Source organism: Cupriavidus gilardii, assembly GCF_013314895.1.
In the GTDB taxonomy this organism is placed as follows: Bacteria; Pseudomonadota; Gammaproteobacteria; order Burkholderiales; family Burkholderiaceae; genus Cupriavidus; species Cupriavidus gilardii_C.
Genome location: NZ_JABTYE010000009.1, coordinates 45,651 through 67,851 on the forward strand (window position 1 = coordinate 45,651; position 22,201 = coordinate 67,851).

The following is a 22,201-nucleotide window of genomic DNA, read 5'->3' on the forward strand; positions in this document are numbered from 1 at the left end:
ATGTACGTTGCAGTCAAGGGCGGAGAACGCGCCATCCTCAACTCGTACCGGCTGGTCGACATGTACCGCCGCGGCGATCCCTCGGTGCCGGAATTGACGCTGGCGCAGATCCGCGAACAGATGCCGCTCGCCGTGTCGCGCGTGATGGCCGAAGGCTCGCTGTACGACCCGCATCTGGCCGCACTGGCATTGAAGCAGGCCGCCGGAGACCAGATCGAGGCGGTCTTCCTGCTGCGCGCGTATCGCACCACGCTGGCACGCTTCGGCTATACGGTGCCGCTCGACACCGGCGCGATGCGGCTGCGCCGGCGAATCTCGTCGACGTTCAAGGATGTGCCGGGCGGGCAGATCCTCGGCCCGACCTACGACTACACGCAGCGGCTGCTCGACTTCTCGCTCGAAGCCGAGGGCGCCACGCATCCGCCCGCCGCCGCAGTGGCTACAGCTGCGGCGAGCACCGCCGAAGTGCAACGGATGCCGCGTGTGACCGACCTGCTGCAAGCCGACGATCTGATCGAGGCCGAGCCGGTTCCGCCCGGCGATCCGGCCCCGACGGATCTGACGCGCGAGCCGCTGACTTTCCCGGCCGACCGTCCGGCGCGGCTGCAGAATCTGGCACGGGCCGACGAGGGCTTCCTGTTGTCGATGGGCTATTCGACGCAGCGCGGCTACGGCAATTCGCATCCGTTCGCGGCCGAGATCCGCTACGGCACCGCGGAGGTCGAGCTGTTCGTCGAAGAGCTCGGCTTTGCCGTGACGATCGGCGAGATCGAGCTGACCGAATGCCAGATGATCAACGACTTCGCCGGCAACGCCGAGGAAGCGCCCTGCTTTACCCGCGGCTATGGCCTGGTGTTCGGCTACAACGAGCGCAAGGCGATGTCGATGGCGCTGGTCGATCGCGCGATGCGCGCCGCGGAACTGGGCGAAGCCGCCGACAATCCGGCCAACGATATCGAGTTCATGCTGTACCACAGCGACAACGTCGAGGCCTCGGGCTTCGTCCAGCATCTGAAGCTGCCGCATTACGTAGACTTCCAGACCAATCTCGAACTGCTGCGCCGGCTGCGCGCCCAGCGGCAAGCGGCCGAACCTGTTGCCAGTGCGCCAACGGGACCTGCCGCGATGACGGCAACGACTACGACAACGGCAACGGGCCGCAACGAAGCGGCGCAGCAGTGCCAAACGCACGAGGAGAGCGTCGCATGACGACCGCCATCGCGTCCCCTTCGGTGGAAAGCACCACGCCGGATGGCCACTACAACTTCGGCTACCTCGACGAATCGACCAAGCGCATGCTGCGGCGCGCCCTGCTGAAGGCGGTGGCGATTCCCGGCTACCAGGTCCCGTTCGGCAGCCGCGAGATGCCGCTGCCCTATGGCTGGGGCACCGGCGGCATCCAGGTGACCGCGGCCATCATCGGCCGCCAGGACGTGCTCAAGGTCATCGACCAGGGCTCGGACGACACCACCAATGCGATCAATATCCGCCGCTTCTTCGGCAGGGTGACCGGCGTACGGACCACGGAACGCACGGCGGAGGCGAGCATCATCCAGACCCGCCATCGGATCCCCGAAACGCCGCTGCGCGAAGGCCAGACGATGGTGTTCCAGGTACCGATTCCCGAGCCGTTGCGCTGGCTGGAGCCCAGCGAAACGGAGACGCGCACGATGCATGCGCTGGCCGAATACGGCGCCATGCACGTCAAGCTCTACGAAGACATCGCACGTCACGGCCATATCGCCACGACGTACGACTACCCCGTCATCGTCAACCAGCGCTACATGATGCGGCCGTCGCCGATCCCGAAGTTCGACAATCCGAAGCTCGACCGCAACCCGGCGCTGATGCTGTTCGGCGCCGGCCGCGAAAAACGCGTCTACGCGGTGCCGCCCTACACCTCGGTCAGGAGCCTGGACTTCGTCGACCATCCCTTCACGGTCGAGAAGTGGTCGAACTGCTGCGCGCAGTGCGGCGCCGCCGACAGCTATCTCGATGAGATCATCACCGACGACGCCGGTACGCGCATGTTCGTCTGCTCCGACACCGAGTACTGCGCCGATCGCCAGGCCCGGCAGGCTGCCGGCGCCATGGAAGCGGCTGCGGGAGGTGCGCAATGAACGCGACGCCCTTGCTGTCGGTGCGCGGACTGACCCGCACCTGGGACGGTACCCACGGTTGCCATGACGTCAGCTTCGACCTGTATCCCGGCGAAGTGCTGTGCATCGTCGGCGAATCCGGTTCGGGCAAAAGCACCTTGCTGCAGGCGCTGTCGATGCAGGCGCCGGCCCAGCGCGGCACCGTCAGCTACGACATGCGCGAGTCCGGCCTGACGGACCTTGCCACGCTGTCGAACGCGAGGCTGCGCCTGCTCGCTCGTACCGACTGGGGCTTCGTGCATCAGCACGCCCGCGACGGTCTCCGGATGCAGGTCAGCGCCGGCGCCAATATCGCCGAGCGGCTGATGGCGGTCGGCCAGCGCCATTACGGCGAGCTGCGCGAGATTGCCGGCACCTGGCTGGAGAAGATGGAGATCGACCTCGCGCGCCTGGACGACACGCCGCATGCGTTCTCCGGCGGCATGCAGCAGCGCCTGCAGATCGCCCGCAATCTGGTCACGCATCCGCGCCTGGTCTTCATGGACGAGCCCACCGCATCGCTGGACGTCTCAGTACAAGCCCGGCTGCTCGATCTGCTGCGCCGGCTGGTATCGGACCTCGGGCTTGCCGCCATTCTGGTCACGCACGATCTTGCCGTGGCACGCCTGCTGGCCCATCGCACGCTGGTAATGCAGGGCGGCCGCGTGGTCGAGCAAGGCCTGACCGATCAGATTCTCGACGATCCGCAGCATCCGTATACGCAGCTGTTGGTCTCTTCCATTCTGCAGGGTTGAACCATGACGCAAGCAGAGCGCGCACAGACGCTGATCGAGGTCCGCGGCCTCGGCAAGATGTTCACCTTGCACAACCAGGGCGGCATTCGCCTGCCGGTGCTGCAGACGGTCGATTTCGACGCCGCGCGGGGCGAATGCCTGGTATTGTCGGGCCGCTCCGGCACCGGCAAGAGCACCTTGCTGCGATGCCTGTATGGCAACTATCTGGCCACCGAAGGCAGCATCCGGCTGCGCGATACCAGTGCGGACGGCGCGCCCTGGGTCGAACTGACCGACGCGCCGGAGCAGCGCGTGCTGAAGTTGCGCCGCGACGTGATCGGCTACGTCAGCCAGTTCCTGCGCGCGATTCCGCGTGTCGGCGCGCTCGACATCGTTGCCGAACCGCTGCAGCAGCGTGGCGTCGACCGCCAGGTGGCGCGCGAGCGCGCCGCGGCACTGCTGGAACGTCTGAACCTGCCGCGCCGGCTGTGGGACCTGCCGCCCGCGACCTTTTCCGGCGGCGAGCAGCAGCGTGTCAATATCGCCCGCGGGCTGGTTGGCGGCCATTCGATCCTGCTGCTGGACGAGCCCACCGCCTCGCTCGATGCCGACAACCGTGCCGTGGTGATCGCGCTGATCCGGGAAGCGCTGGCCGAGGGGCGCTGCCTGATCGGCATCTTCCACGACGAGGCGGTCCGCGATGCGGTCGCCACGCGCCTGCTGCCCCTGCAGCCGGCCACCGCCGTCGCATGACGGGAACCCGAACGACCTTATCCGCATCTCAGCCCCGCATCCAGACCGAAAAACGACACGGAGCCGCACATGTCCGCCACTTATCTGACGCACGTTACCCTGGTGCTGCCCGATCGCGTGCTGCAAGACAGCGCGCTGCTGATCGAGGATGGCCGCATCGCCGCGATCGAGCCCGACCCCGCTTCGGTGCCGGCGCTTGCCAGCGTGATGGCGCTGCCGGGCTACACGGTAATGCCCGGCCTGATCGACGTCCATTGCGACGCGATCGAAAAGGAAGTGGAACCGCGCGCCAGCGTGCTGTTCCCGATGGATTTCGCGGTCGCGCAGGTCGACCGGCGCAATGCGGCGGCCGGCATCACGACGCCCTATCACGCACTGTCCTTCGCCAACAACCAGTTCGGCGTGCGCAACAACGACACGGCCGCCGCGCTGGTGCGCACCGTGGCGGCCTATCGTGACCATAGCCTGGTCGACAACCGCATCCACTGCCGCTATGAAGTGACCGATGCCGCCGCGGTGCCGGTGCTCGAAATGCTGATGCTGGAAGGGATCGTCGATCTGCTTTCGGTAATGGACCATTCGCCGGGACAGGGTCAGTTCAAGACCCTCGACGCGTACCTCGCCTACATGATGGGCAATCACGGCATGAGCCGCGAGGAAGCGGCCGATGCCGCGGCCAAGAAGGTCGAACAGCGCGAAGGCGCGCACGAACGCGTCGGCCGGCTGCTGTCGAGGGCCCACGAGCTCGGCGTTCCGACCGCCAGCCACGACGACGACTCCGCGCAGCGGATCGCGGCGATGCAAGCCCTGGGCGTGCGCATGAGCGAGTTTCCGATCAACCTCGAGACCGCGCAGGCCGCCGCCGAACGCGCGTTGCCGACTATCCTCGGCGCCCCGAATGTGCTGCGCGGCCGCAGCCAGAGCGGTTCGATGCGCGCGATCGATGCGATTCAGGCGGGCGTGGGCCATATCCTCTGTTCGGACTACCAGCCTTCGACGCTGATCGCCGCTGCCTTTGCCGCGGCGCGCCTGGCAGACCTGCCGCTGAACGAGGCGGCCGCCCTGGTCACCGCCAATCCGGCGGACGCCTGCCAGTTGCACGATCGCGGCCGGCTGGCGCCGGGACTGCGCGCGGACGTGATTGCGGTGGCCCATGTTGCCGGGCAACCGTTGGTCACACATACCTGGGTGGCGGGGCGGCTGGTGTTTGCCGCGGGGTATCGGGCCTTGCCGGACGGTGCGGGACGGCTGCAGACGCGCGAGAAGGTCTTCGAGGCGGCGTGAATCGCGCACGGCGCGAAGAGGCAGGTCCGGCCCGGGTCAGAACGCCGTGCGGTCAGTCACCGAGCGAATGAAGTCGACCACCGGGGCCTGCCCGGACGCCAGGCAGTCCGCCCCGATCACCGGCTCCCGGAACGCCTCGGAGCCGTGGACCATGCGCCATGGCAGGCACGGCACGCCCGAGTCAGCGTGCTACATTGCCCTCGTCACCCCACCCGCCCACACGCACCGATGAAGACGCTGCTGATCGTCTACCACACGATGACCGGAGGCACGCAGCAAATGGCCGAAGCCGCGGCCCACGCCGCGCAGACGCAGCCGGACATCGCGGTCCGGCTGCTCCGCGCCACCGAGGCGCAGCCCGACGATGTCCTGAATGCCGACGGCTATCTGTTCGCCACGCCGGAAAATCTCGCCGCAATGGCGGGGCTGATGAAGGACTTCTTCGACCGCTGCTATTACCCGGTCCTCGACCGCATCAATGGCCGCCCGTATGCCGTGATGATCTGCGCCGGCAGCGATGGCCAGAACGCGCTGCGGCAGATCGACCGCATCGCGACCGGCTGGCGCCTGCGATCCGTGGCGCCGGGGCTGATCGTCTGCACGCATGCGCAGACGCCGGAGCGGATCCTCGCGCCCAAGCAGATTGGCGGCGAAGACCTCGCAAGATGCGCGGAGCTCGGGGAAGGAATGGCAAGCGGTCTGGCGCTGGGGGTGTTCTGAGGCAACGGATCTTGCGGCCTCGATCCATTCAGAGCATGTCCGCCTTGACTCGACGGACCTGTTTTGCCATTTGCCCCATGCGGTCCGCCTGCGTCTCGACGAATCGGCAAATCCGCTTCACGAGATCGCGCTCCCTGCCAACATAGACATCCGATTCGGCCAGCCGGGGCGCAATGCTGCTTCCCGCGGCAGCCATTCGTTCCATTTCACGCTGCAACAGACTCAGGTTGACGCCGATACGGCTGCCGAAATCCGCCATCGCAAAGGGGGTCAACCCCTGCAATAGAAATTCGTCGCCATAAGCCATGGCCAGTTCCTGCTCGACGGCATCGCCATAGACTCCCACAGAAACGAGGTCGTACAGCGGTGCGGGGTGGATGCCGTTTGCGCTGACAAAGAAAGAGATGTTCTTTCCATGCGCATCGCAGTTCCCAATCAGGATGTTGAGCAGCGCCCAGCGCAGCATGAAAAGACGCGCGGTGGCGGGCACCAAAAAATAGGGTGTCAGTGCAAACAGCCTCTCGAAGCTTGCGCCATCTCTGACATGCATGACGTCCCTGGTGCTGCCGAAGTTGCGCTCGTATTTGTAGCCCACTGGCAAATCCAACGCCTGGCATCCGTCAATGACGTGCAATCGCTGCACACGTCGTACCGTTTCGTTGTCCGCAAGCAGCGACACAATGCGATCGAAACGCTGGATCAGCAGTATGGGCGCAGGAATCCGCCATATCTGGACCGGTGCAACGGGCAGGCCAATCTCCGCAGCGAGCGTCATGCAGTAGTGTTCGTTCGCGACGAGGCTTTCCCACTTCGCATTGATGGACTCCGGCTTCAGGATGTGGGTAGAGCTGAGGCGGCCCTCCGCCAACGCAACGCGGTCCCCTTCCACCAACACCTGCAACTTGTCCTGAAACCCTGCAACAGAAAGCCGGACTCTGCCATCCCAGACAGGAAAGGGCACATCGCGATTGCGATCTGCAATGCGCTGATTCAGTTCCTCCCGCGTTATCTCGCGTTTTTCCGGTATCGCTTCGGCCTGCTGCTGTACCGGATCCGAGGAAGACTCATCCTCCGGCACAAAACTCAGCGCGCCAACCGGCTCCTTGCCGAGCAAGCGAATCAGCGCAAAGGTATTCGACTTCGCGATGTGATGATGCGCGGCGGCGACCTCCAGCGCCCTGCCCTCAGGCAATAGATTGGCAAGAAAGCGCGCCACAGTATCTGGATCGCTCGGCTCTCCGCGCAGCGGCAGGTGTGGGGAAAGCGGAAACCGATCGTCGCGGTGAAGCCAGGCCGGGTCGTACGCGAAGGAGTAACGACCGGCCAGGCCGTGGTGGGGTTCGTAAGTCAGGCGCCCCACGGTCGCCTGCTCCGAAACCACACGGAGCGAGTAGGTCATGCGATGCCCTTGTCAGTGGAATGCGCGGCGCGCTCGGCAAGTTGCTCCTCGACGAGCGAGGCGTCCCCCTTGGGCAGGACAAGCATCTTCAGGCCCAAGCCGTCCAGCACCTTCATCAGGCTGTCCAGACCGACGGACTTGCCGTTCTCCAAACGGGACAGCAGATCCTTCGACACCCCAAGCAAATCGGCCGCATCGTCGATCCGCAGCTGTCCCCGGGCGCGCTGACTGCGCACCAGCGCGCCGAGCGATTCCAGAGTTTCCACCACCGGACTCAAGGAGTCGTCGGGCAGCGGCAGTTTTCTCACCATGGTTGACATTCCGAGATCGAGAAACGACGCCGCCTGCTGCGGCACGACTCTATAGTTCCGAAATAGGCGGAATAATGCACCAACGCTCAAACCGTACCACATTATTCCGCGATTTCAATGAACAATCAGCTAGAGTGCGCAGAAGCGTCCATAATTCCTAATTTTGCGGAACTAAACGGGCCAAGCCCGAATCGCGACTATCGTTCCTGAAATGCGGAACAAAGGCGGGCAGTGCCCGCGCCCTTGTTCACTGCGTCGATGACGTCCGCTCGAGCAATTCCCGCACCGTGGCCGCCACCCGATGCGGATTGCCCCGCCGCCAGACAAGATGCAGTTCCACATCCAGTCCCACCTGATCGTCGATCGGCCGGAATCGCACACCTGCATAGCCGAGCCGCCATGCCGACTGCGGCACCAGTGCGAGGCCCATGCCGGCATCGACCAGCGACAGGATCGAATGCGTATGGCTAAGCGTCTGCACCGTCTCGGGCGCGACGCCTTCCGCACGCAGGCGGCCGGCCACGATCTCGTACAGATAGCGCGACTCCGAGCGGCAGAACTCGATGAATGGCTGGCCTTCGAGCGCCGACAACGGCAGCCGGTCGGCCTGCAGCAGCGGGTGTCCGACCGGCGCGGCCAGGACGAACGGCTCGCGCAGCAGCGGCGCCGATTCGACGAAGCTGCGCGGCGCGAACGGTCGCACCAGGCCCAGTTCGATACGGTCGGCGGCGATGGCCTCCAGCTGCGCATCGGTCTGCATTTCCCGCAGCGACACGTGGACCTCCGGCAGGCTGGCGCGAATTGCGCCGAGCAATTGCGGCAGCAGCGCGAAGCTTGCCGCCGGAATGAATCCCATGGACACGCTGCCGGCATCGGCGCGCATCGCCCGGCGCGCGGCGAGTTTGGCCGCCTGGCTGCGGCGCAGGATGTCCTCGGCCTCGCGCAGGAAGATCGCGCCCGCCGGCGTCAGGCGCACCGCACCGCCCGAACGATCGAGCAATTGCACGCCCACCTCATGTTCGAGCAGCTGGATATGCCGCGTCAGGGGCGGCTGTGTCATGTTCAGCAAGGCGGCCGCGCGGCCGAAATGCAGTTCGGTCGCGACGGCCACAAAGCTGCGCAGATGAGATAGCTGGAACACGATTCAAATCTTGAATTGGGTAATCGCCAGTTTGGATTGGACGGCGGGACCGGTGGCTTTCTACAGTAGCGCCTCTCATGTCCATTCCATCAGGAGTTCAAGTGGCGACTTTCGAAGGTTCCGCGCTGCGCGAGGCGCTCAATGGCATTTCCGGAATCCTGGTCACGCCGTTCGACGCGAATGATACCGTCTCGCCGGGCCCGCTTTCGGCCGTGGTCGACCGGGCCGTCGACGCCGGCGTGCATGTGCTCGTCGCCAATGGCAATACCAGCGAGTTCTACGGCCTGCGCGAGCAGGAGGCGGTGCGCATGGTCCATGCCGCCGCCGAATGCGTGGCCGGCCGGGTGCCGCTGCTGGCGGGTGTCGGCCGCAGCGTGCACGAAGCCTGCGCGCTCGCCCGCGCCTCTCGCGAAGCCGGCGCCGACGCGCTGATGATCCATCAGCCGCCCGATCCCTTCGTCGCGCCGCGCGGCGTGGTCGCTTACGTACAGAAGATCGCCGAGGCCGCCCAGGGGCTGCCGCTGGTGCTCTATCTGCGCAACGACAACATCGGCCTGGCCGCCATCGAGGCGCTGTGCCGCATCCCCGAGGTCGTCGGCGTCAAGTGGGCCTCCCCGACGCCGATGGTGCTGGCCGAAGCGATCCGCCGCACCGCGGATCGCGGTCTGGCCTGGGTTGGGGGACTGGCCGAAGTCTGGGCGCCGCCCTTCTATGCGGTGGGCGCACGCGGCTTTACCTCCGGCCTGATCAACGTGATGCCCGAACGCTCGGTGGCGATCCACCGCGCGCTGGAAGACGGCGATCATGCGGTGGCAATGCGCCTGATCGGCGAGATGCTGCCCTTCGAGGACCTGCGCGCGCAGGAGAACAACGGCACCAACGTCACGGTCGTCAAGGCAGCGCTGCAGCTGATGGGCAACGACTGCGGCGCCGCACGGCCGCCCTCGGCGTGGCCGCTGGCCGACGCGCAGCAGCGTCGCCTGCACGAGCTGATGTCCGGCTGGGGGCTTGCGCGCTGATTCTGCGCCGATTCTGCGCCGATTCTGCGCTGACTCTGCGCTGACTCTGCGCCGATCCCATCGCGGGCGCTCGCCCGCTTCGTACCCAAGGGGACCGGCGCGTCCCCCACTACAAGAACTTTCATTGGAGACCAACCATGCCATTTCGTCGCACCCTGCTCGCCTTCTGCGCCTTCGCCTCGCTGACGGGCGGCGCCCTCGCGGAGACCTATCCCGCCCGTCCCATCACCATCGTGATCGGCTCCAGCCCCGGCAGCGCCACCGACGGCCTGGCCCGCGCGCTCGGCAATGAGGTGACCCGGCTGACCGGCCAGGCCGTGGTGATCGAGAACCGTGCCGGCGCCATGGGCGGAATTGCCGCGCAGACCGTGGCCCGCGCGAAGCCTGACGGCTATACGCTGTTCATGACGACCAACACCACGCAGGCCGCCAATCCGCACCTGCTGAAGAAGCTGCCCTACGATCCGATCAAGGATTTCACGCCGGTTTCGATGCTGACCAAGGGCTACCAGCTGCTGGTGGTCAATCAGAACGTCAAGGCCAACAGCGTCGCCGAACTGGTCGCACTGGCGAAAAAGGAGCCGGGCAAGCTGACCTACGGTTCGGGCAGCTCGTCGGCACGCGTCGCGGCCGAGCTGTTCCAGCAGATGAGCGGCACCGAGATGACGCACGTTCCCTACAAGGCGAATCCCCCGGCGGTGGTGGATCTGGTCGCGGGCCAGACCGATCTGATGATCGTCGACCTGCCCGCCAGTCTGCCGCAGGTGCGCTCCGGCAAGCTGCGTGCGCTGGGCTTCAGTGGCCCCAAGCGCTCGGCCCTGGTGCCCAACGTGCCCACCATCGCCGACACGCTGCCGGGCTATGAAGCCGGCTACTGGAACGCGCTGTATGCCCCTGCCAACACGCCGCAACCGGTGGTGCAGCGACTGACCGAGCTGGTCCATCGTGCGCTGGCCACGCCGAGCGTGCGGCAGGTCGTGGAGCAAAGCGGCCAGGAAATCGCGCTGTCGAGCCCCGAGGAGCTCGGCCGCTTCCAGCTCGCGGAACTCGATCGGTGGGGCCGCATCATCCGCACCGCCGGCATCGAGAAGGAATAAGCCGTGCGCGGCGCCGACCGGCGCCGCGCTCTCGCCAACAAGGAAGCCACCGTGAAATCGCACTACATCGCCGGCGAATGGGTCGCCGGCACCGACAGCAGCGCTAACGTCAACCCGTCCGACCTGTCGGACATCATCGACCACTACGCGCAGGGCGATGCCGCCCTCGTCGATCAGGCGGTGCAGGCCGCGCGGCAGGCCTTCGGCAAGTGGTCGCTGTCGACGCCGCAGCAGCGCTTCGACGTGCTGGATTTCGTCGGCAACGAGCTGCTGCAGCGTCGTGCCGAACTCGGCGACCTGCTGGCGCGGGAGGAAGGCAAGACGCTGCCGGAAGCGACCGGCGAGGTAGTCCGTGCCGCGCAGATATTCAAGTTCTTCGCGGGTGAGGCACTCCGGACGGCAGGCGAGGTGTTGCCCTCCGTACGCCCCGGCATCGGAGTGGAGGTGACCCGCGAGCCCATCGGCGTGGTCGCGCTGATTGCGCCGTGGAACTTCCCGATCGCGATTCCCGCGTGGAAGATCGCGCCGGCGCTGGCCTACGGCAATTGCGTGGTGTTCAAGCCGGCGGAGCTGGTGCCGGGCTCGAGCTGGGCGCTTGCCGAGATTCTGAGCCGCTCCGGTCTGCCGGCCGGCGCCTTCAACCTCGTGATGGGCCGCGGTCGCGCTGTCGGTCAGCGCATGGTCGAACATCCGCAGGTCGATGCGATCAGCTTCACGGGTTCGGTGCCAACCGGGCGAAGCATCGCCGCGCAGGCCTGCCAGCGCATGGCGAAGTTCCAGCTGGAAATGGGCGGCAAGAACCCGCTGGTGGTCACCGACGACGCCGATCTCGAACTCGCAGTCGAGGTCGCGCTGCAGGGCTCGTTCTATTCGACGGGCCAGCGTTGCACCGCATCGAGCCGGATCATCGTCACGCAGGGCATCCACGACCGCTTCGTCGCCCGCCTCGCTGAGCGTACCGCGGCGCTGGTGGTCGGCGACGCCCGCGACGCCGGCACGCAGATCGGCCCGGTGGTCGACGCGCGCCAGCTGGAGCAGGACGAGCGCTATATCGCCATCGGCAAGGAAGAAGGCGCGCGGCTGGTGTGCGGCGGCGAGCGGCTGTCGCTGGACAAGGACGGCTTCTACCTGAGCCCGGCGCTGTTCGTCGACTGCAGCAACGACATGCGGATCGCGCGCGAGGAGATCTTCGGGCCGGTGGCAGCAGTGATCGCGGCACGCGACTACGACGAGGCGCTGGCACTCGCCAACGATACCGAATTCGGCCTGTCCGCCGGGATCTGCACCACCTCGCTGAAGCTGGCCACGCATTTCAAGCGCCACGCACAGGCGGGCATGGTGATGGTCAATGCGCCGACGGCTGGCGTGGATTTCCACGTGCCGTTCGGCGGCCGCAAGGGTTCGAGCTATGGCCCGCGCGAACAAGGGCGGTATGCGCAGGAGTTCTATACGGCGGTCAAGACGGCGTATACCGCGGCTTGACGCCCTGATCGCCCTCTACAGGCCCTTCGGCAACAACGTCCCTACCGCCTCCCGCATCAGCCGTGCGATCAACTGCTGACGATCGCGCGGCATCCGCGCCAGCGTGGTGGCAACGCTGATGCCGGCTACCGGTTCGCCGTCGCGGTTGTGCACCGCCATGCCGACCGCGAGCGCGCCGCGGGTCGCGTGATTGCCGATCACCGACCATCCGCGCTCCCGCGTGGCGCGAATCAGGATGCGCATGCGTTCCGGCGTCATGCCGCCGTATTGGCTCAGCGTGTCGGCATTGCCGGCGATGATCTCGCCGACCGCGTCGTCCGGCAGCGCCGACAGCAGCGCCAGCCCGGCCGCGCCAACACCGAGCGGCTGACGCGTACCGACCTGGATCACCAGCACCTGCACCGGATGCGTGCCTACATGGCGCGCGATGCAGCGCGACAGCGAACCATCGCGCACGATCGCGAAGGCCGCATCGCCGCACGCTCCGCTGACCCGCGCCAGCACCGGCCGCAGTTTCTCCGCCAGTTCGGTCGAGCCGTCGCGCTGCGGCATCGCCGCGAGCCTCGGCCCGCTGACATAGCGAAAGCGGCCGCGCTGAGCGACATAGCCGCATTCGATCAGCGTCGCCAGCAGCCGATAGACGGTCGGGCGTTCGAGCCCCGCCGCCCTGCATAGATCGACGACGCGCAAGCCGTCCCTGCCGCCCGCCAGAATCGCGTCGAGCAACGTCAGGCCGCGCCGCAGCGCACGCGCGCCCTCTTCCGGAGCGGTCGTTGAAACGTCCGCCTGCCGGACGTTCTGAGTCGCAAGACGAGAGGTCATCGGGAAGAATTTCCGTGCCGGGATACCAGTCGGCAGTATGCCCCAACACCACAAGAGGGCTCGCCCCGGCAAGGCTATCGACCCAGGAGACAACCATCATGAACGTACGGAACGCGCCGCGCCGGCGCCTGTTCGGCTGTGCCCTTGCCCTTTCGCTTGCCGTGCTGGCAGGCGGAATTTCCCCTTCTGCCCATGCCCAGCAACCCTGGCCCAGCAAGCCGCTGCGGCTCGTCGTCGGCTATGCCGCGGGCGGCGCGACCGACGTGCTGGCGCGCCTGGTCGCCCTGAAGCTCGGCGACGAGCTCGGCAAGCCAGTGGTCGTCGAGAACCGTGCCGGCGCCAACAGCAATGTCGGCGCCGAGGTGGTCGCCAAGGCCGAGCCCGACGGCTACACCCTCTACGTCTACACGATCGCCAACACGATCAATGCCTCGCTATACGACAAGCTCGGCTACGACCCCGCCAAGGACTTCGAGCCGGTCGGCATGATCGCCAAGATTCCGAACGTGCTGGTGGTCAACCCGAGCCTTCCGGTCAAGAGCGTGGCCGACTATCTGCGGTTTGCCAGGGAATCGTCGTCCGGGATCACCTTCGCGTCATCGGGCAGCGGCTCGTCGATCCATCTGTCCGGCGAGATCTTCCGCATGCGCAGCGGCATCAATATGCTGCACGTCCCCTATCGCGGCAGCGCGCCGGCGGTCACCGACCTGCTCGGCGGGCAGGTGCAATCGATGTTCGACAACACGCCGTCCGCGATGCCGCACGTCAAGGCCGGCCGCTTGCGCGCCATCGCGGTGACCAGCCCGCAGCGTCTTCCGTTGCTGCCCGATGTGCCGACCGTGGCCGAGTCGGGCTACCCCGGCTTCGACGTGCAGTCGTGGTTCGCGATCGCGGCGCCCGCCGGTACGCCGAAACCCGTGGTAGACCGGCTCAACGCCGCTCTGAACAAGGCGCTGGCCGCGCCCGACGTGCGCCAGCGCATGCAGGACCTCGCCGCCCATCCGCAACCGGGCACGCCGGAGCAGATGCGCATCTTCATGATGTCCGAGATCAAGCGCTGGCACGATGTCGTCAAGCAGTCCGGCGCCCGTGTGAACTGAGGAGCCCCATGTTTCCGATCGATCTGTTCTGGCGGGCCGCGGACCGCTGGCCCGACAACATCGCCATCGACGCGCCGGACGGCTGCCTGACCTATCGCGAATTGGCGGCGCGCGTCGCCGCGGCGGCGGCCGGCCTGCTGGCGCTCGATGCCTCGCCGCAGAGCCGCGTCGGCATCTGCGCCGGCAATTCCACCGCGCATCTGGTTGCGCTGCTGGCGGTGCTGGCCAGCGGCAAGGTCTGGGTGCCGCTGAACCCGAAGAGCACGCGACCGGAGCTGCGCCGCATTGTCGATGCGACCCAGCCGAGCATTCTGGTGCTGGACAGCGGCTGCCTCGCGTTGCTCGACGGCGCGCCGGGCGTGCGGATCTTCACGGACGTCGCGGAGGACGGCTGCGACGCATTGCCGGCGCTCATCGCTCGTCATGCCGACGCGGCGCGGCCCCGTCTCGATCTTTATCCCGACCTCGATCGCGATGCCACCCAGGCCATCAAGTTCACCGGCGGCACCACCGGCGCGCCAAAGGGCGTGATGCAGCCCTACCGCGCGTGGATGGCCAATATCGTCAACCAGATCCATGCGTGGGGCTTCGATGCCGACGATCGCTACGTGATGGCGGCCCCGATCACGCACGGCACCTCGACCTATGTGCTGCCGATCCTCGCGCAAGGCGGCTGCCACGTGATCCTGGACGGCAGCGGTGCCGAGGCGGTCCGCGCCGCGTTTCGCGACCGGCGCGGCACGGTGTCCTTCATGCCGCCGACGCTGATCTACATGCTGATGGCGCTGCCGGGCACGTCCCGCGACGACTACCCCGCGCTGCGCCGACTGATCTATGGCGGCGCGCCGATGCCCGTCGAGAAGATCCGCCAGGCGCGCGCGTTCTTCGGCCCGGTGGTCGGCACGACTTACGGACAGACGGAAGCGCCGCAGCTGCTGACGGTGCTGCGCCCCGAGGATTTCGACGACGAGCGCAATCTGGCCTCGGTCGGACGGACCACCTGGTTCAGCGACGTCGGCATCATGGCACCGGACGGCACGCTGTTGCCGCCGGGACAGATCGGCGAGGTCGTGGCTCGTGGCGACCTGGTGATGACCGGCTACTGGCGGCGCCCCGACCTGACCGCCGCGACGATCGTCGACGGCTGGCTGCATACCGGCGATCGCGGCCTGTTCGACGAGCGCGGCTACCTGTATCTGAAGGACCGGCTGCGCGAGGTCGTGATCACCGGCGGCTTCAACGTCTATCCGATCGACGTCGAGAACGCGCTGGGACAGCATCCCGCAGTCCACGAATGCGCGGTGTTCGGTGTGCCCGACGACAAATGGGGCGAGGCAGTGCACGCCGCCGTCCAATTGCGCGAAGGCGGTCAGCCACCGAGCGAAGCGGAACTGATCGCCTTCGTCCGCGAACGCCTGGGACCCGTGCCCACGCCCAAGCGCATCCACTTCCACGACTGCCTGCCGCGCTCCAGTGTCGGCAAGGTACTGAAGAACGCCGTACGCGAACGGGCGCTCGCCGATGCGTCGGCCACCCCATCCATATCGCCCATACAAGAGGGAGAGCAGCCATGACCGCCACCACCAAGCCCGTAACCCGCCTTTGCACGCATACGCTGACGAGCCTGCACTACCGCGATGCCGATCTGGTCAATGACCTGATGGGCAAGAAGACCTTCACCGAAGTCATGCTGATGCAGATTCTCGGCCGCACGCCGCGGCCCGTCGATATGCGGATCACCGATGTCGTGCTGATCGTGCTGATGGAACATGGCCTGACGCCGAGCGCTATTGCGACGCGGTTGGTCTATATGAGCGCGCCGGAGAATCTGCAGGGGGCCGTTTCCGCCGGGCTGCTGGCCGTCGGCAGCTCCTTCGTCGGCACCATGGAGAACTGCTCGCAGCTGCTCGATCGATTGCTTGCGGCCGACGATCCCGAGGCCGAAGCGCGGGCCATCGCGCGCCACTACAAGGAAACGAAGAGCCCGGTGCCCGGCTTCGGCCACCATCTGCACAAGCCGGTCGATCCACGCGCGTACAAGCTGCTCGAATTGGCCGAGGCAGAGCCGGAATTGGGCGGCGAGCGGATTCGCGCGCTGAAGCAGTTGTCCGCGGCGGTCGACGAAGCGGCCGGCCGGCCGATCACGATCAACGCCACCGGTGCGGTCGCGGCGCTGCTCGGCGAGATCGGCGTACCGACCGCGGTGATGCGCGGCTTCGCCGTGATCTCGCGCGCGGCCGGGCTGGTCGCCCATATCGTCGAGGAACAGCAAAGTCCTTCCGGCCGCTATATCTGGGACACCGTCGAGCACGCGATTCCCTATGTCGGCAGCGCGCCGACGGGAGAGGCATCGTGACGCCCACGCCCGCGCTTCCCCTCAGCCTTGCCGACCGTACCGTATTCGTCGCCGGCGCTGGATCGGCCGGCCCGGGCTGGAGCATCGGCCGCGCCGCCAGCCTGACCTATGCGCGCCTCGGCGCTCGCGTCTGCGTGGTCGATCGCGATGCAGCGTCCGCCGAAGAGACCACGGCGCTGATCCGCGCGGAAGGCGGCACAGCGGAGACGTTCATCGGGGACGTCGCCATCGAGCCGGAGGTCGAGCGCCTGTTCGTCGAGGCGCGTGCGCGCTTCGGTGCGATCGACGTGCTGCACCACAACGTCGGCATCGGCAAGCCCGGCGGCCCGCTCGACACCGCGCTCGCGGACTTTGACCAGGCTCACAACGTCAATGTCCGCAGTCTGCTGCTCGCGTCGCAACAGGTATTGCCCGAGATGGTCGCGCGCCGGCGCGGCGCCATCGTGACCATTTCCTCGGTCGCGGGGCTGCGCTATCTCGGCTATCCGCACCTGTCGTACTGCGTGACCAAGGCGGCGGTGATCCAGTTCACGCGCATGCTGGCCCAGCAATACGCGTCGCACGGCATCCGCGCCAACACGGTGGTGCCGGGCCTGATCGATACGCCTCGGATCGCGCATACGGTGGCCAAGATGTTTTCCGACAACGATCTCGAGGAGGCGCGCTCCGCCAGGGCCCGGCAGGTGCCGATGCAGCGGATGGGAACGGCATGGGACGTGGCTTACGCCTGCGCGTTTCTGGCGTCGGATGCGGCGGCGTATGTCACGGGGACGGAACTGGTGGTGGATGGCGGGCTGACGGGGAAGTACGCATAGGCTCGCATTGCTCGTCAGTTCGCCTACCTCATGTTCTGGCCGCGACAGAATTTGAAATCCGCGGGTAGTCTCCCGCGGAATGCTCGCAGGCGCTCCAACAACGCATCCGCGTCCCGACTCCTGCGGCTTGGCGAACTCCGCGAATTGTCGACAACGATTTCAACGTGGTCCCCCTCGCGCAATTCCAGCAGCTCCACAATGCTGTTCGGAAGGCGTATGGCCAAACTGGTTCCCCACCTCTCTAAGCGCATTGGCGTTCTCCGTGACTAAGGACAGTAGATGTTCGCTGATACAGAACTCGACGGCTAGGCTTCTACCCGCCACCAGGCCGGCAACAACTCCCGTACCGACGGCTGCGCAAACCGGTCGTCGATCAGATAGATCACGCCGCGGTCTTCGGTGGTTCGGATCACCCTGCCCGCCGCCTGCACGACCTTGCGCAGGCCCGGATACAGATAGGTGTAGGCATAGCCGTCGCCGAACGTGTCCTCGAGCCGGCTGCGCAGTTGCTCGTTGACCGGATTGAACTGCGGCAGGCCGAGCGTGGCGACGAATGCGCCGATCAGGCGGTCGCCGGGGAGATCGACGCCCTCGGCGAACGGGCCGCCCAGTACGGCAAAGCCCACGCCGCGGCCGCCGGGCTGGAAGGCGGCGAGAAACTCGGCCTGCTCGGCCTCACCCATGCCGCGCGCCTGCGACCAGCTCGGGATATCGGCATGCCGCTGCGTGAACAGCGCCAGCGCCTCGCCCAGGTAGTCGTGGCTGCTGAAGAAGGCGAGATAGTTGCCGGGGTTCTGTCGATACTGGGCGGCGATCAGCTCGACGATGTCCGGCAGCGAGCGCCGGCGATGCGCGAAGCGGGTCGAGATATGCGATGCGACCCGAACGCGCAACTGGTCCGGCTGGAATGGCGACGGCACCTCGTGCCAGACCCATCGCTCGGGCAGGCCCAGCATATCTGCATAGTAGGAGGCCGGCGCCAACGTGGCCGAGAACAGCGACACGGAATGCGCCGCCGCCAGCCGCGGCCGCAGAAAGTGCGCCGGCACCAGGTTGCGTACCCCGAGACGGACATTGCCGTGCGCACCGCGCGCCGGCATCCGCGTCATGTCGAAAACGGAATGCGGACCGATCTGTTCGGCCAGCCGGCAGAATTGCAGCACATCGAAATAGAAGCGCTGCAGCGCCGGGTCCTGTTCGGTGGGCCGCTCCGTGAACCGCTCCAGCAAGGTGGCGCACAGTCCCTCGAAGGCATCGAGCAGCTGCGGCGGAACCTTTGCCTCAGCCTGATAGTCCCTGAGCAGCGCCTTCGCCGCGACATTCCACTGACGGCCGACGCGATCGAACGCGCGGCGCAGGTCCGCAGGGGCCTGACGCCGCAGCGCGCGGAATTCCGCCTGATCGAGCGTGGCGCTGTACATGTCGCGCGCCCGCTCCGGCAATTGATGCGCCTCGTCGACCAGCACGCTGACGCGCCAGCCGTCGTGCAGCGCGAAGGCATGCAGCAACGCGGTGCGGTCGAAGTAGTAGTTGTAGTCGGCCACCACCACATCGCTCCAGCGCGCCATTTCCTGGCTCAGGTAGTACGGGCAGATATCGTTGGCGAGTGCGATCTCGCGGATCTCGGCTCGACCGAGCATCGACCGCTGCGCCGCCTGCGCACGCGCTGCGGGCAGCCGGTCATGGAAGCCACGCGCCAGCGGACACGCTTCGCCGTGACAGGCGCGGCCAGGATATTCACAGGCCTTGTCGCGCGCCACCATCTCGAGCACGCGCAGCGGCATCGCTTCATGCTGGGCAGCCAACGCGCGCGCGGCTTCCAGCGCCAGGGCCCTGCCGGTGGAGCGAGCCGACAACACGAACAGCTTGTCGATCTTCTGCTTCGGCATCGCCTTCAACGCGGGGAAGATCGTGCCGACGGTCTTGCCGATGCCGGTGGGCGCCTGCGCGAGCAGGCAGCGGCCGGAGAGATTGGCGCGATAGACGGACTCGGCCAGTTCGCGTTGGCCGGCGCGAAACGCCGCATGCGGAAACGCCAGCGCGTCCAGCGACAGATTGCGCTCCATGCGATGTGCCAGCTCCTGCTCGGCCCACCCTATGAAGGCGCGACATTGCGCCTCGAAGCCTTCGCGCAGCGTCGCTGCCGTGAAACGCTGCGAGTCGGCCCGCTCGCGGCCGCTGACGATATCGAAATAGACCACCGCGATCTCGATGTCGTCGAGGTCATCGCGCTGGCACATCAACCAGCCGTAGACCTTGGCCTGCGCCCAGTGCAAATGTCGATGATGGGCGGGCACCTCGGCCGCATCGCCGCGCACCGTCTTGATTTCCTCGAGCCGCCGCAGCGCGGGGTCGTAGCCGTCGGCACGACCGCGCACGCGCAGCGGGCCGAAGTCAGCGCTCAGTGCAATTTCGGTCTGATAGCCGGCGGGCCGGCGCGATGTCACGGTGGCATGTCCCGCCATGCCTTCGAGCGCGGTCGGCGAGGGGGTAAACCGCAGATCCAGGTCTCCGGCGCGGGCGGTGAAATCGCACAGCGTGCGCACCGCGACGACGTAGCGCGGTTCGCCTTCGACCGCCACGGCGGACCCGGCTTGCTCGCAGGGCGGAGCTGAAGGCCGGTCATGAACGGTGGCGGGAAAACTCGGCGGAGCTTCCGGCGAGGAATTGGGTTGAGCAGCGGCGGACATCGGTAACGGCGGGGATCGCTTCATTTCGCCGAGGGGCGAAATGGACTGTATAAATATACAGGTGCGCGGCCGGCGTGTCGATGTCCCTTTCCGTCGTCCCCGAGAACGCGGGGACGACGTTGCACAACGCGTCAGCGCGAATCAATCCACGGTGATATTCGCGCTGCGCGCCACCTTGCCGAACTTTTCGTATTCCGACTGCGTCAGCGCCTGCAATTCGGCCGCGCTCGACGACTTTGGATTGAAGCCGGCCTGCACCAGCTTGTCGCGCACTGGCGCACTGCCCAGGGCCTCGACAAAGGCGGCATTGAGCTTCTGCACGATATCGGCCGGCATGCCGGCCGGTCCGTACACGCCGAACCACGGCTCGACCGAATAGCCCACCAGACCTGCCTCCGCGAGCGTCGGCACATTGGGCAATGCTGGTGAGCGCGTGCTGCCTGCCACCGCGAGCGCGCGCAGCTTGCCGGCCTGGATATGCGGCAGCGACGCAGGCAGATTGTCGAACATCACGGGGATATGCCCCCCGAGCATGTCGTTGATCGCCGGGCTGCTGCCCTTGTACGGTACGTGGGTCAGACTGGTGCCGGTCATCTGCGCAAACATCGCACCGGCCAGATGCATCGAGGTGCCGGTGCCCGCGGTCGCATAGGTCAGACCCGGATTGCGCTTGGCCCAGGCAACCAGTTCGGCGACGTTCTTGACGGGCAGCTGATTGCCGACCTCCAGCACGATGGTCGACGTACCCAGCAGACTGACCGCGGTGAAATCGCGGCGCGGATCGAACGGCATGGCCTTGTAGATGTGCGGGTTCAGCGCATTGGTCGAAATCGCGCCGAAGCCGATCGTATAGCCGTCGGGCGCGGCCTTTGCCACGGCCTCCATGCCGATATTGCCGCCGGCGCCCGGGCGGTTCTCGATCACCACCGGTTGGCCCAGCTTCTCGGCGACACGTTGGCCGACGGTGCGTGCCACCAGGTCGGTGGTGCCGCCGGCGGCGTAGGGCACGATGAAGCGAATCGGCTTGGTCGGGTAATCGGCCGCGCGGGCTGGCGTCGGCAGACCCAGCGTTGCGGTGACCAGGCCAGCCAGCGCAAAGGCGAGAACGGTGCGGCGGGGAAGATGGCGGACGCGAGGCGTCATGGGCAGTCTCCTTTCGTGTGGTGATTGGTTGTTGTTGTCGTGCACATGCAGTGCCGGCGGAAACCGGCCGGCGCCATCTTATCCAATCCTCACTGCGCGCGTTCGGCGCGCGCTGCAGCTCGACGTCATACGCTGCCGCCCCCACCCGCTTCGCGCAAGGCATCTCTGGACCAGGGCGCCATACGCCTACCCCCTATGCCCGCCACCGCTGACCGCCTGCATCTCGGCGTCCGCAAAGCGCCGCTGCCGCGGGAGAAACCGGCGGCGACCGCAGCGTCAGCCGGCAGCCGCAGGCAAATCGCCGCGATGGACGACCTGGACCTTGTTGCCGTCCGGATCGCGCAGATAGGCGCCGTAATACCCCTCGCCGTAGTGCGGGCGCGGTCCCGGCGGACCTTCGTCTGTTCCACCGGCGGCCATGGCAGCCGCATAGGCCTGCTCGACCGCCTCCGGCGACGGTGCCAGGAACGACACCATGCTGCCGTTGCCGGCGCTAGCCGGTTGCCGGTTGAAGGGGTGGTAGGCGTAGAAGCGAGGCAGCGCCTCACCCGGCCGGATCCAGCACAGCGCGGCGGGGCCGCCGTCCGGCACGACAGGACGCTGGCGCAAACCCAGCGGGGCGAGCAGCGCATCGTAGAACCTTCCAGCACGGGATAGGTCCGCGACGCCGACGGTGACATGGCTGAACATGGTGAGGCTCTCCTCCGGTAGCAATCGAGACGACAGGCAGGCTATTGGAATTGGCGCAAATACGCCAGCAGATCCTCGATCTGCTGCGCACTGCCAATTCCCCAGAAGCGCATCTTGTTGCCCGGCACGACCTGCTCCGGGTCGCGCAGGAAGACGGTCAGCGTCTTGTCCGACCAGACGATGCCCGAGGCGCGCATGGCGCTCGAATAGTGGTAGTCGCCGACGGCCCCCGCCTTGCGGCCGACGATGCCGTTCAGTTGCGGACCGAATCCGCTGCGCGCCGCGGGCCCGACCTGGTGGCAGGACCCGCATTTGCGGTCGAACGCCGCCTTGCCGGCGCGCGGATCGCCGGCAGCGTGCGCGGATGCATAGACCGCAAAAGTCAGCACCGCGAGGGTCGTTTTGATCATGCCGTGATGCGAATGGAAATGGCGCGGCCGCGAGGCGGCGCAGAGGTGGGCATTCTAGCGTTGTCGCCGTTCGACGGTTCAGGGTCCGCCCCCACTT

At 66.8% G+C, this 22,201-nt stretch carries 22 protein-coding genes; 13 read left to right on the top strand and 9 right to left on the bottom strand.

The annotated features are described in order from the left end of the window. The 6 genes from HTY53_RS10850 (at position 1) to HTY53_RS10875 (ending at position 5,629) form a co-directional block, all read left to right on the top strand. Positions 1 to 1,209, top strand: a complete 1,209-nt coding sequence (locus HTY53_RS10850; RefSeq protein ID WP_174106507.1) for a carbon-phosphorus lyase complex subunit PhnI — start codon at positions 1 to 3, stop codon at positions 1,207 to 1,209. Next, on the top strand, positions 1,206 to 2,120 hold the full coding sequence (locus tag HTY53_RS10855) for an alpha-D-ribose 1-methylphosphonate 5-phosphate C-P-lyase PhnJ (protein WP_174106508.1): 915 nt from the start codon (positions 1,206 to 1,208) through the stop codon (positions 2,118 to 2,120). Before HTY53_RS10850 ends, HTY53_RS10855 begins: the two co-directional genes overlap by 4 nt. Further along, complete coding sequence (gene phnK, locus HTY53_RS10860; protein ID WP_174106509.1) at positions 2,117 to 2,893, top strand: phosphonate C-P lyase system protein PhnK; 777 nt, start codon at positions 2,117 to 2,119, stop codon at positions 2,891 to 2,893. Before HTY53_RS10855 ends, phnK begins: the two co-directional genes overlap by 4 nt. Before the next feature lie 3 nt (positions 2,894 to 2,896). Further along, positions 2,897 to 3,625 carry a phosphonate C-P lyase system protein PhnL gene (gene phnL, locus HTY53_RS10865; RefSeq protein ID WP_174106510.1) on the top strand — a complete coding sequence of 243 codons (729 nt, stop codon included), beginning with the start codon at positions 2,897 to 2,899 and terminating at the stop codon, positions 3,623 to 3,625. Between the two features lie 69 nt (positions 3,626 to 3,694). Continuing rightward, positions 3,695 to 4,909, top strand: a complete 1,215-nt coding sequence (locus tag HTY53_RS10870; protein WP_174106511.1) for an alpha-D-ribose 1-methylphosphonate 5-triphosphate diphosphatase — start codon at positions 3,695 to 3,697, stop codon at positions 4,907 to 4,909. 228 nt (positions 4,910 to 5,137) lie between these two features. Then, complete coding sequence (locus tag HTY53_RS10875) at positions 5,138 to 5,629, top strand: flavodoxin family protein (RefSeq protein ID WP_174106512.1); 492 nt, start codon at positions 5,138 to 5,140, stop codon at positions 5,627 to 5,629. 28 nt (positions 5,630 to 5,657) lie between these two features. Here the strand turns inward: HTY53_RS10875 and HTY53_RS10880 are convergent, their stop codons facing one another. From HTY53_RS10880 to HTY53_RS10890, 3 genes are all read right to left on the bottom strand, one after another. Next, a complete protein-coding gene (locus tag HTY53_RS10880) occupies positions 5,658 to 7,028 on the bottom strand; it encodes a HipA domain-containing protein (RefSeq protein WP_174106513.1) in 1,371 nt (456 codons plus the stop codon). After that, positions 7,025 to 7,384, bottom strand: coding sequence for a helix-turn-helix domain-containing protein (locus tag HTY53_RS10885; protein WP_371558071.1), 360 nt, complete (start codon positions 7,382 to 7,384; stop codon positions 7,025 to 7,027). Before HTY53_RS10885 ends, HTY53_RS10880 begins: the two co-directional genes overlap by 4 nt. A 202-nt stretch (positions 7,385 to 7,586) precedes the next feature. Next, complete coding sequence (locus tag HTY53_RS10890) at positions 7,587 to 8,480, bottom strand: LysR family transcriptional regulator (RefSeq protein ID WP_174106514.1); 894 nt, start codon at positions 8,478 to 8,480, stop codon at positions 7,587 to 7,589. 101 nt (positions 8,481 to 8,581) lie between these two features. Here HTY53_RS10890 and HTY53_RS10895 point away from each other — a divergent pair, with 101 nt between their 5' ends. The 3 genes from HTY53_RS10895 to HTY53_RS10905 all read left to right on the top strand — a co-directional run bounded on the left by HTY53_RS10895 (position 8,582) and on the right by HTY53_RS10905 (position 12,078). Next, a complete protein-coding gene (locus tag HTY53_RS10895) occupies positions 8,582 to 9,499 on the top strand; it encodes a dihydrodipicolinate synthase family protein (protein ID WP_238509036.1) in 918 nt (305 codons plus the stop codon). A 137-nt stretch (positions 9,500 to 9,636) separates the two neighbouring features. Beyond that, entirely contained in the window at positions 9,637 to 10,596 is a 960-nt protein-coding gene (locus tag HTY53_RS10900) for a Bug family tripartite tricarboxylate transporter substrate binding protein (protein WP_174106516.1), read from the top strand. A 51-nt stretch (positions 10,597 to 10,647) separates the two neighbouring features. Beyond that, entirely contained in the window at positions 10,648 to 12,078 is a 1,431-nt protein-coding gene (locus HTY53_RS10905; RefSeq protein WP_174106517.1) for an aldehyde dehydrogenase family protein, read from the top strand. 15 nt (positions 12,079 to 12,093) lie between these two features. On the opposite strand, the gene HTY53_RS10910 is transcribed toward HTY53_RS10905, so the two are convergent. Beyond that, positions 12,094 to 12,900, bottom strand: a complete 807-nt coding sequence (locus HTY53_RS10910; RefSeq protein WP_174106518.1) for an IclR family transcriptional regulator — start codon at positions 12,898 to 12,900, stop codon at positions 12,094 to 12,096. Positions 12,901 to 12,998: 98 nt separating this feature from the next. Here HTY53_RS10910 and HTY53_RS10915 point away from each other — a divergent pair, with 98 nt between their 5' ends. The 4 genes from HTY53_RS10915 to HTY53_RS10930 are packed head-to-tail and all read left to right on the top strand — an operon-like array spanning position 12,999 to position 17,171. Continuing rightward, entirely contained in the window at positions 12,999 to 14,000 is a 1,002-nt protein-coding gene (locus tag HTY53_RS10915; RefSeq protein ID WP_174106519.1) for a Bug family tripartite tricarboxylate transporter substrate binding protein, read from the top strand. 8 nt (positions 14,001 to 14,008) lie between these two features. Further along, positions 14,009 to 15,574 (top strand): class I adenylate-forming enzyme family protein, encoded by a 1,566-nt coding sequence (locus tag HTY53_RS10920; protein ID WP_174106520.1) that lies wholly within the window; start codon positions 14,009 to 14,011, stop codon positions 15,572 to 15,574. Beyond that, entirely contained in the window at positions 15,571 to 16,356 is a 786-nt protein-coding gene (locus tag HTY53_RS10925; protein WP_174106521.1) for a citryl-CoA lyase, read from the top strand. Before HTY53_RS10920 ends, HTY53_RS10925 begins: the two co-directional genes overlap by 4 nt. Then, positions 16,353 to 17,171 carry an SDR family NAD(P)-dependent oxidoreductase gene (locus HTY53_RS10930; protein WP_174106522.1) on the top strand — a complete coding sequence of 273 codons (819 nt, stop codon included), beginning with the start codon at positions 16,353 to 16,355 and terminating at the stop codon, positions 17,169 to 17,171. Before HTY53_RS10925 ends, HTY53_RS10930 begins: the two co-directional genes overlap by 4 nt. 23 nt (positions 17,172 to 17,194) lie before the next feature. Here HTY53_RS10930 and HTY53_RS10935 read toward each other — a convergent pair whose 3' ends face one another. From HTY53_RS10935 to HTY53_RS10955, 5 genes are all read right to left on the bottom strand, one after another. Continuing rightward, positions 17,195 to 17,422, bottom strand: a complete 228-nt coding sequence (locus HTY53_RS10935; RefSeq protein WP_174106523.1) for an AbrB/MazE/SpoVT family DNA-binding domain-containing protein — start codon at positions 17,420 to 17,422, stop codon at positions 17,195 to 17,197. Positions 17,423 to 17,476: 54 nt separating this feature from the next. Further along, positions 17,477 to 19,861: a helicase C-terminal domain-containing protein gene (locus HTY53_RS10940; protein WP_438820947.1), complete on the bottom strand. Its 2,385-nt coding sequence runs from the start codon at positions 19,859 to 19,861 to the stop codon at positions 17,477 to 17,479. Positions 19,862 to 20,002: 141 nt separating this feature from the next. Beyond that, a complete protein-coding gene (locus tag HTY53_RS10945) occupies positions 20,003 to 21,004 on the bottom strand; it encodes a Bug family tripartite tricarboxylate transporter substrate binding protein (RefSeq protein WP_174106525.1) in 1,002 nt (333 codons plus the stop codon). A 276-nt stretch (positions 21,005 to 21,280) separates the two neighbouring features. Continuing rightward, a complete protein-coding gene (locus HTY53_RS10950) occupies positions 21,281 to 21,694 on the bottom strand; it encodes a VOC family protein (RefSeq protein WP_174106526.1) in 414 nt (137 codons plus the stop codon). Positions 21,695 to 21,735: 41 nt separating this feature from the next. Next, the gene (locus tag HTY53_RS10955) at positions 21,736 to 22,104 is read right to left on the bottom strand and encodes a c-type cytochrome (protein WP_174106527.1); all 369 of its coding nucleotides are present in this window, start codon (positions 22,102 to 22,104) and stop codon (positions 21,736 to 21,738) included. Between the last annotated feature and the right edge of the window lie 97 nt (positions 22,105 to 22,201).

Excerpts from the sequence above, each read along its gene's own strand:
- HTY53_RS10925 (WP_174106521.1), top strand. The coding sequence starts at position 15,571 with ATGACCGCCACCACCAAGCCCGTAACCCGCCTTTGCACGCATACGCTG.
- HTY53_RS10945 (WP_174106525.1), bottom strand. The coding sequence starts at position 21,004 with ATGACGCCTCGCGTCCGCCATCTTCCCCGCCGCACCGTTCTCGCCTTT.
- HTY53_RS10850 (WP_174106507.1), top strand. The coding sequence starts at position 1 with ATGTACGTTGCAGTCAAGGGCGGAGAACGCGCCATCCTCAACTCGTAC.
- HTY53_RS10940 (WP_438820947.1), bottom strand. The coding sequence starts at position 19,861 with ATGTCCGCCGCTGCTCAACCCAATTCCTCGCCGGAAGCTCCGCCGAGT.
- HTY53_RS10910 (WP_174106518.1), bottom strand. The coding sequence starts at position 12,900 with ATGACCTCTCGTCTTGCGACTCAGAACGTCCGGCAGGCGGACGTTTCA.
- phnL (WP_174106510.1), top strand. The coding sequence starts at position 2,897 with ATGACGCAAGCAGAGCGCGCACAGACGCTGATCGAGGTCCGCGGCCTC.
- HTY53_RS10955 (WP_174106527.1), bottom strand. The coding sequence starts at position 22,104 with ATGATCAAAACGACCCTCGCGGTGCTGACTTTTGCGGTCTATGCATCC.
- HTY53_RS10870 (WP_174106511.1), top strand. The coding sequence starts at position 3,695 with ATGTCCGCCACTTATCTGACGCACGTTACCCTGGTGCTGCCCGATCGC.
- HTY53_RS10880 (WP_174106513.1), bottom strand. The coding sequence starts at position 7,028 with ATGACCTACTCGCTCCGTGTGGTTTCGGAGCAGGCGACCGTGGGGCGC.
- HTY53_RS10855 (WP_174106508.1), top strand. The coding sequence starts at position 1,206 with ATGACGACCGCCATCGCGTCCCCTTCGGTGGAAAGCACCACGCCGGAT.
- HTY53_RS10900 (WP_174106516.1), top strand. The coding sequence starts at position 9,637 with ATGCCATTTCGTCGCACCCTGCTCGCCTTCTGCGCCTTCGCCTCGCTG.
- HTY53_RS10875 (WP_174106512.1), top strand. The coding sequence starts at position 5,138 with ATGAAGACGCTGCTGATCGTCTACCACACGATGACCGGAGGCACGCAG.
- HTY53_RS10935 (WP_174106523.1), bottom strand. The coding sequence starts at position 17,422 with ATGCGCTTAGAGAGGTGGGGAACCAGTTTGGCCATACGCCTTCCGAAC.
- HTY53_RS10950 (WP_174106526.1), bottom strand. The coding sequence starts at position 21,694 with ATGTTCAGCCATGTCACCGTCGGCGTCGCGGACCTATCCCGTGCTGGA.
- HTY53_RS10920 (WP_174106520.1), top strand. The coding sequence starts at position 14,009 with ATGTTTCCGATCGATCTGTTCTGGCGGGCCGCGGACCGCTGGCCCGAC.
- phnK (WP_174106509.1), top strand. The coding sequence starts at position 2,117 with ATGAACGCGACGCCCTTGCTGTCGGTGCGCGGACTGACCCGCACCTGG.
- HTY53_RS10915 (WP_174106519.1), top strand. The coding sequence starts at position 12,999 with ATGAACGTACGGAACGCGCCGCGCCGGCGCCTGTTCGGCTGTGCCCTT.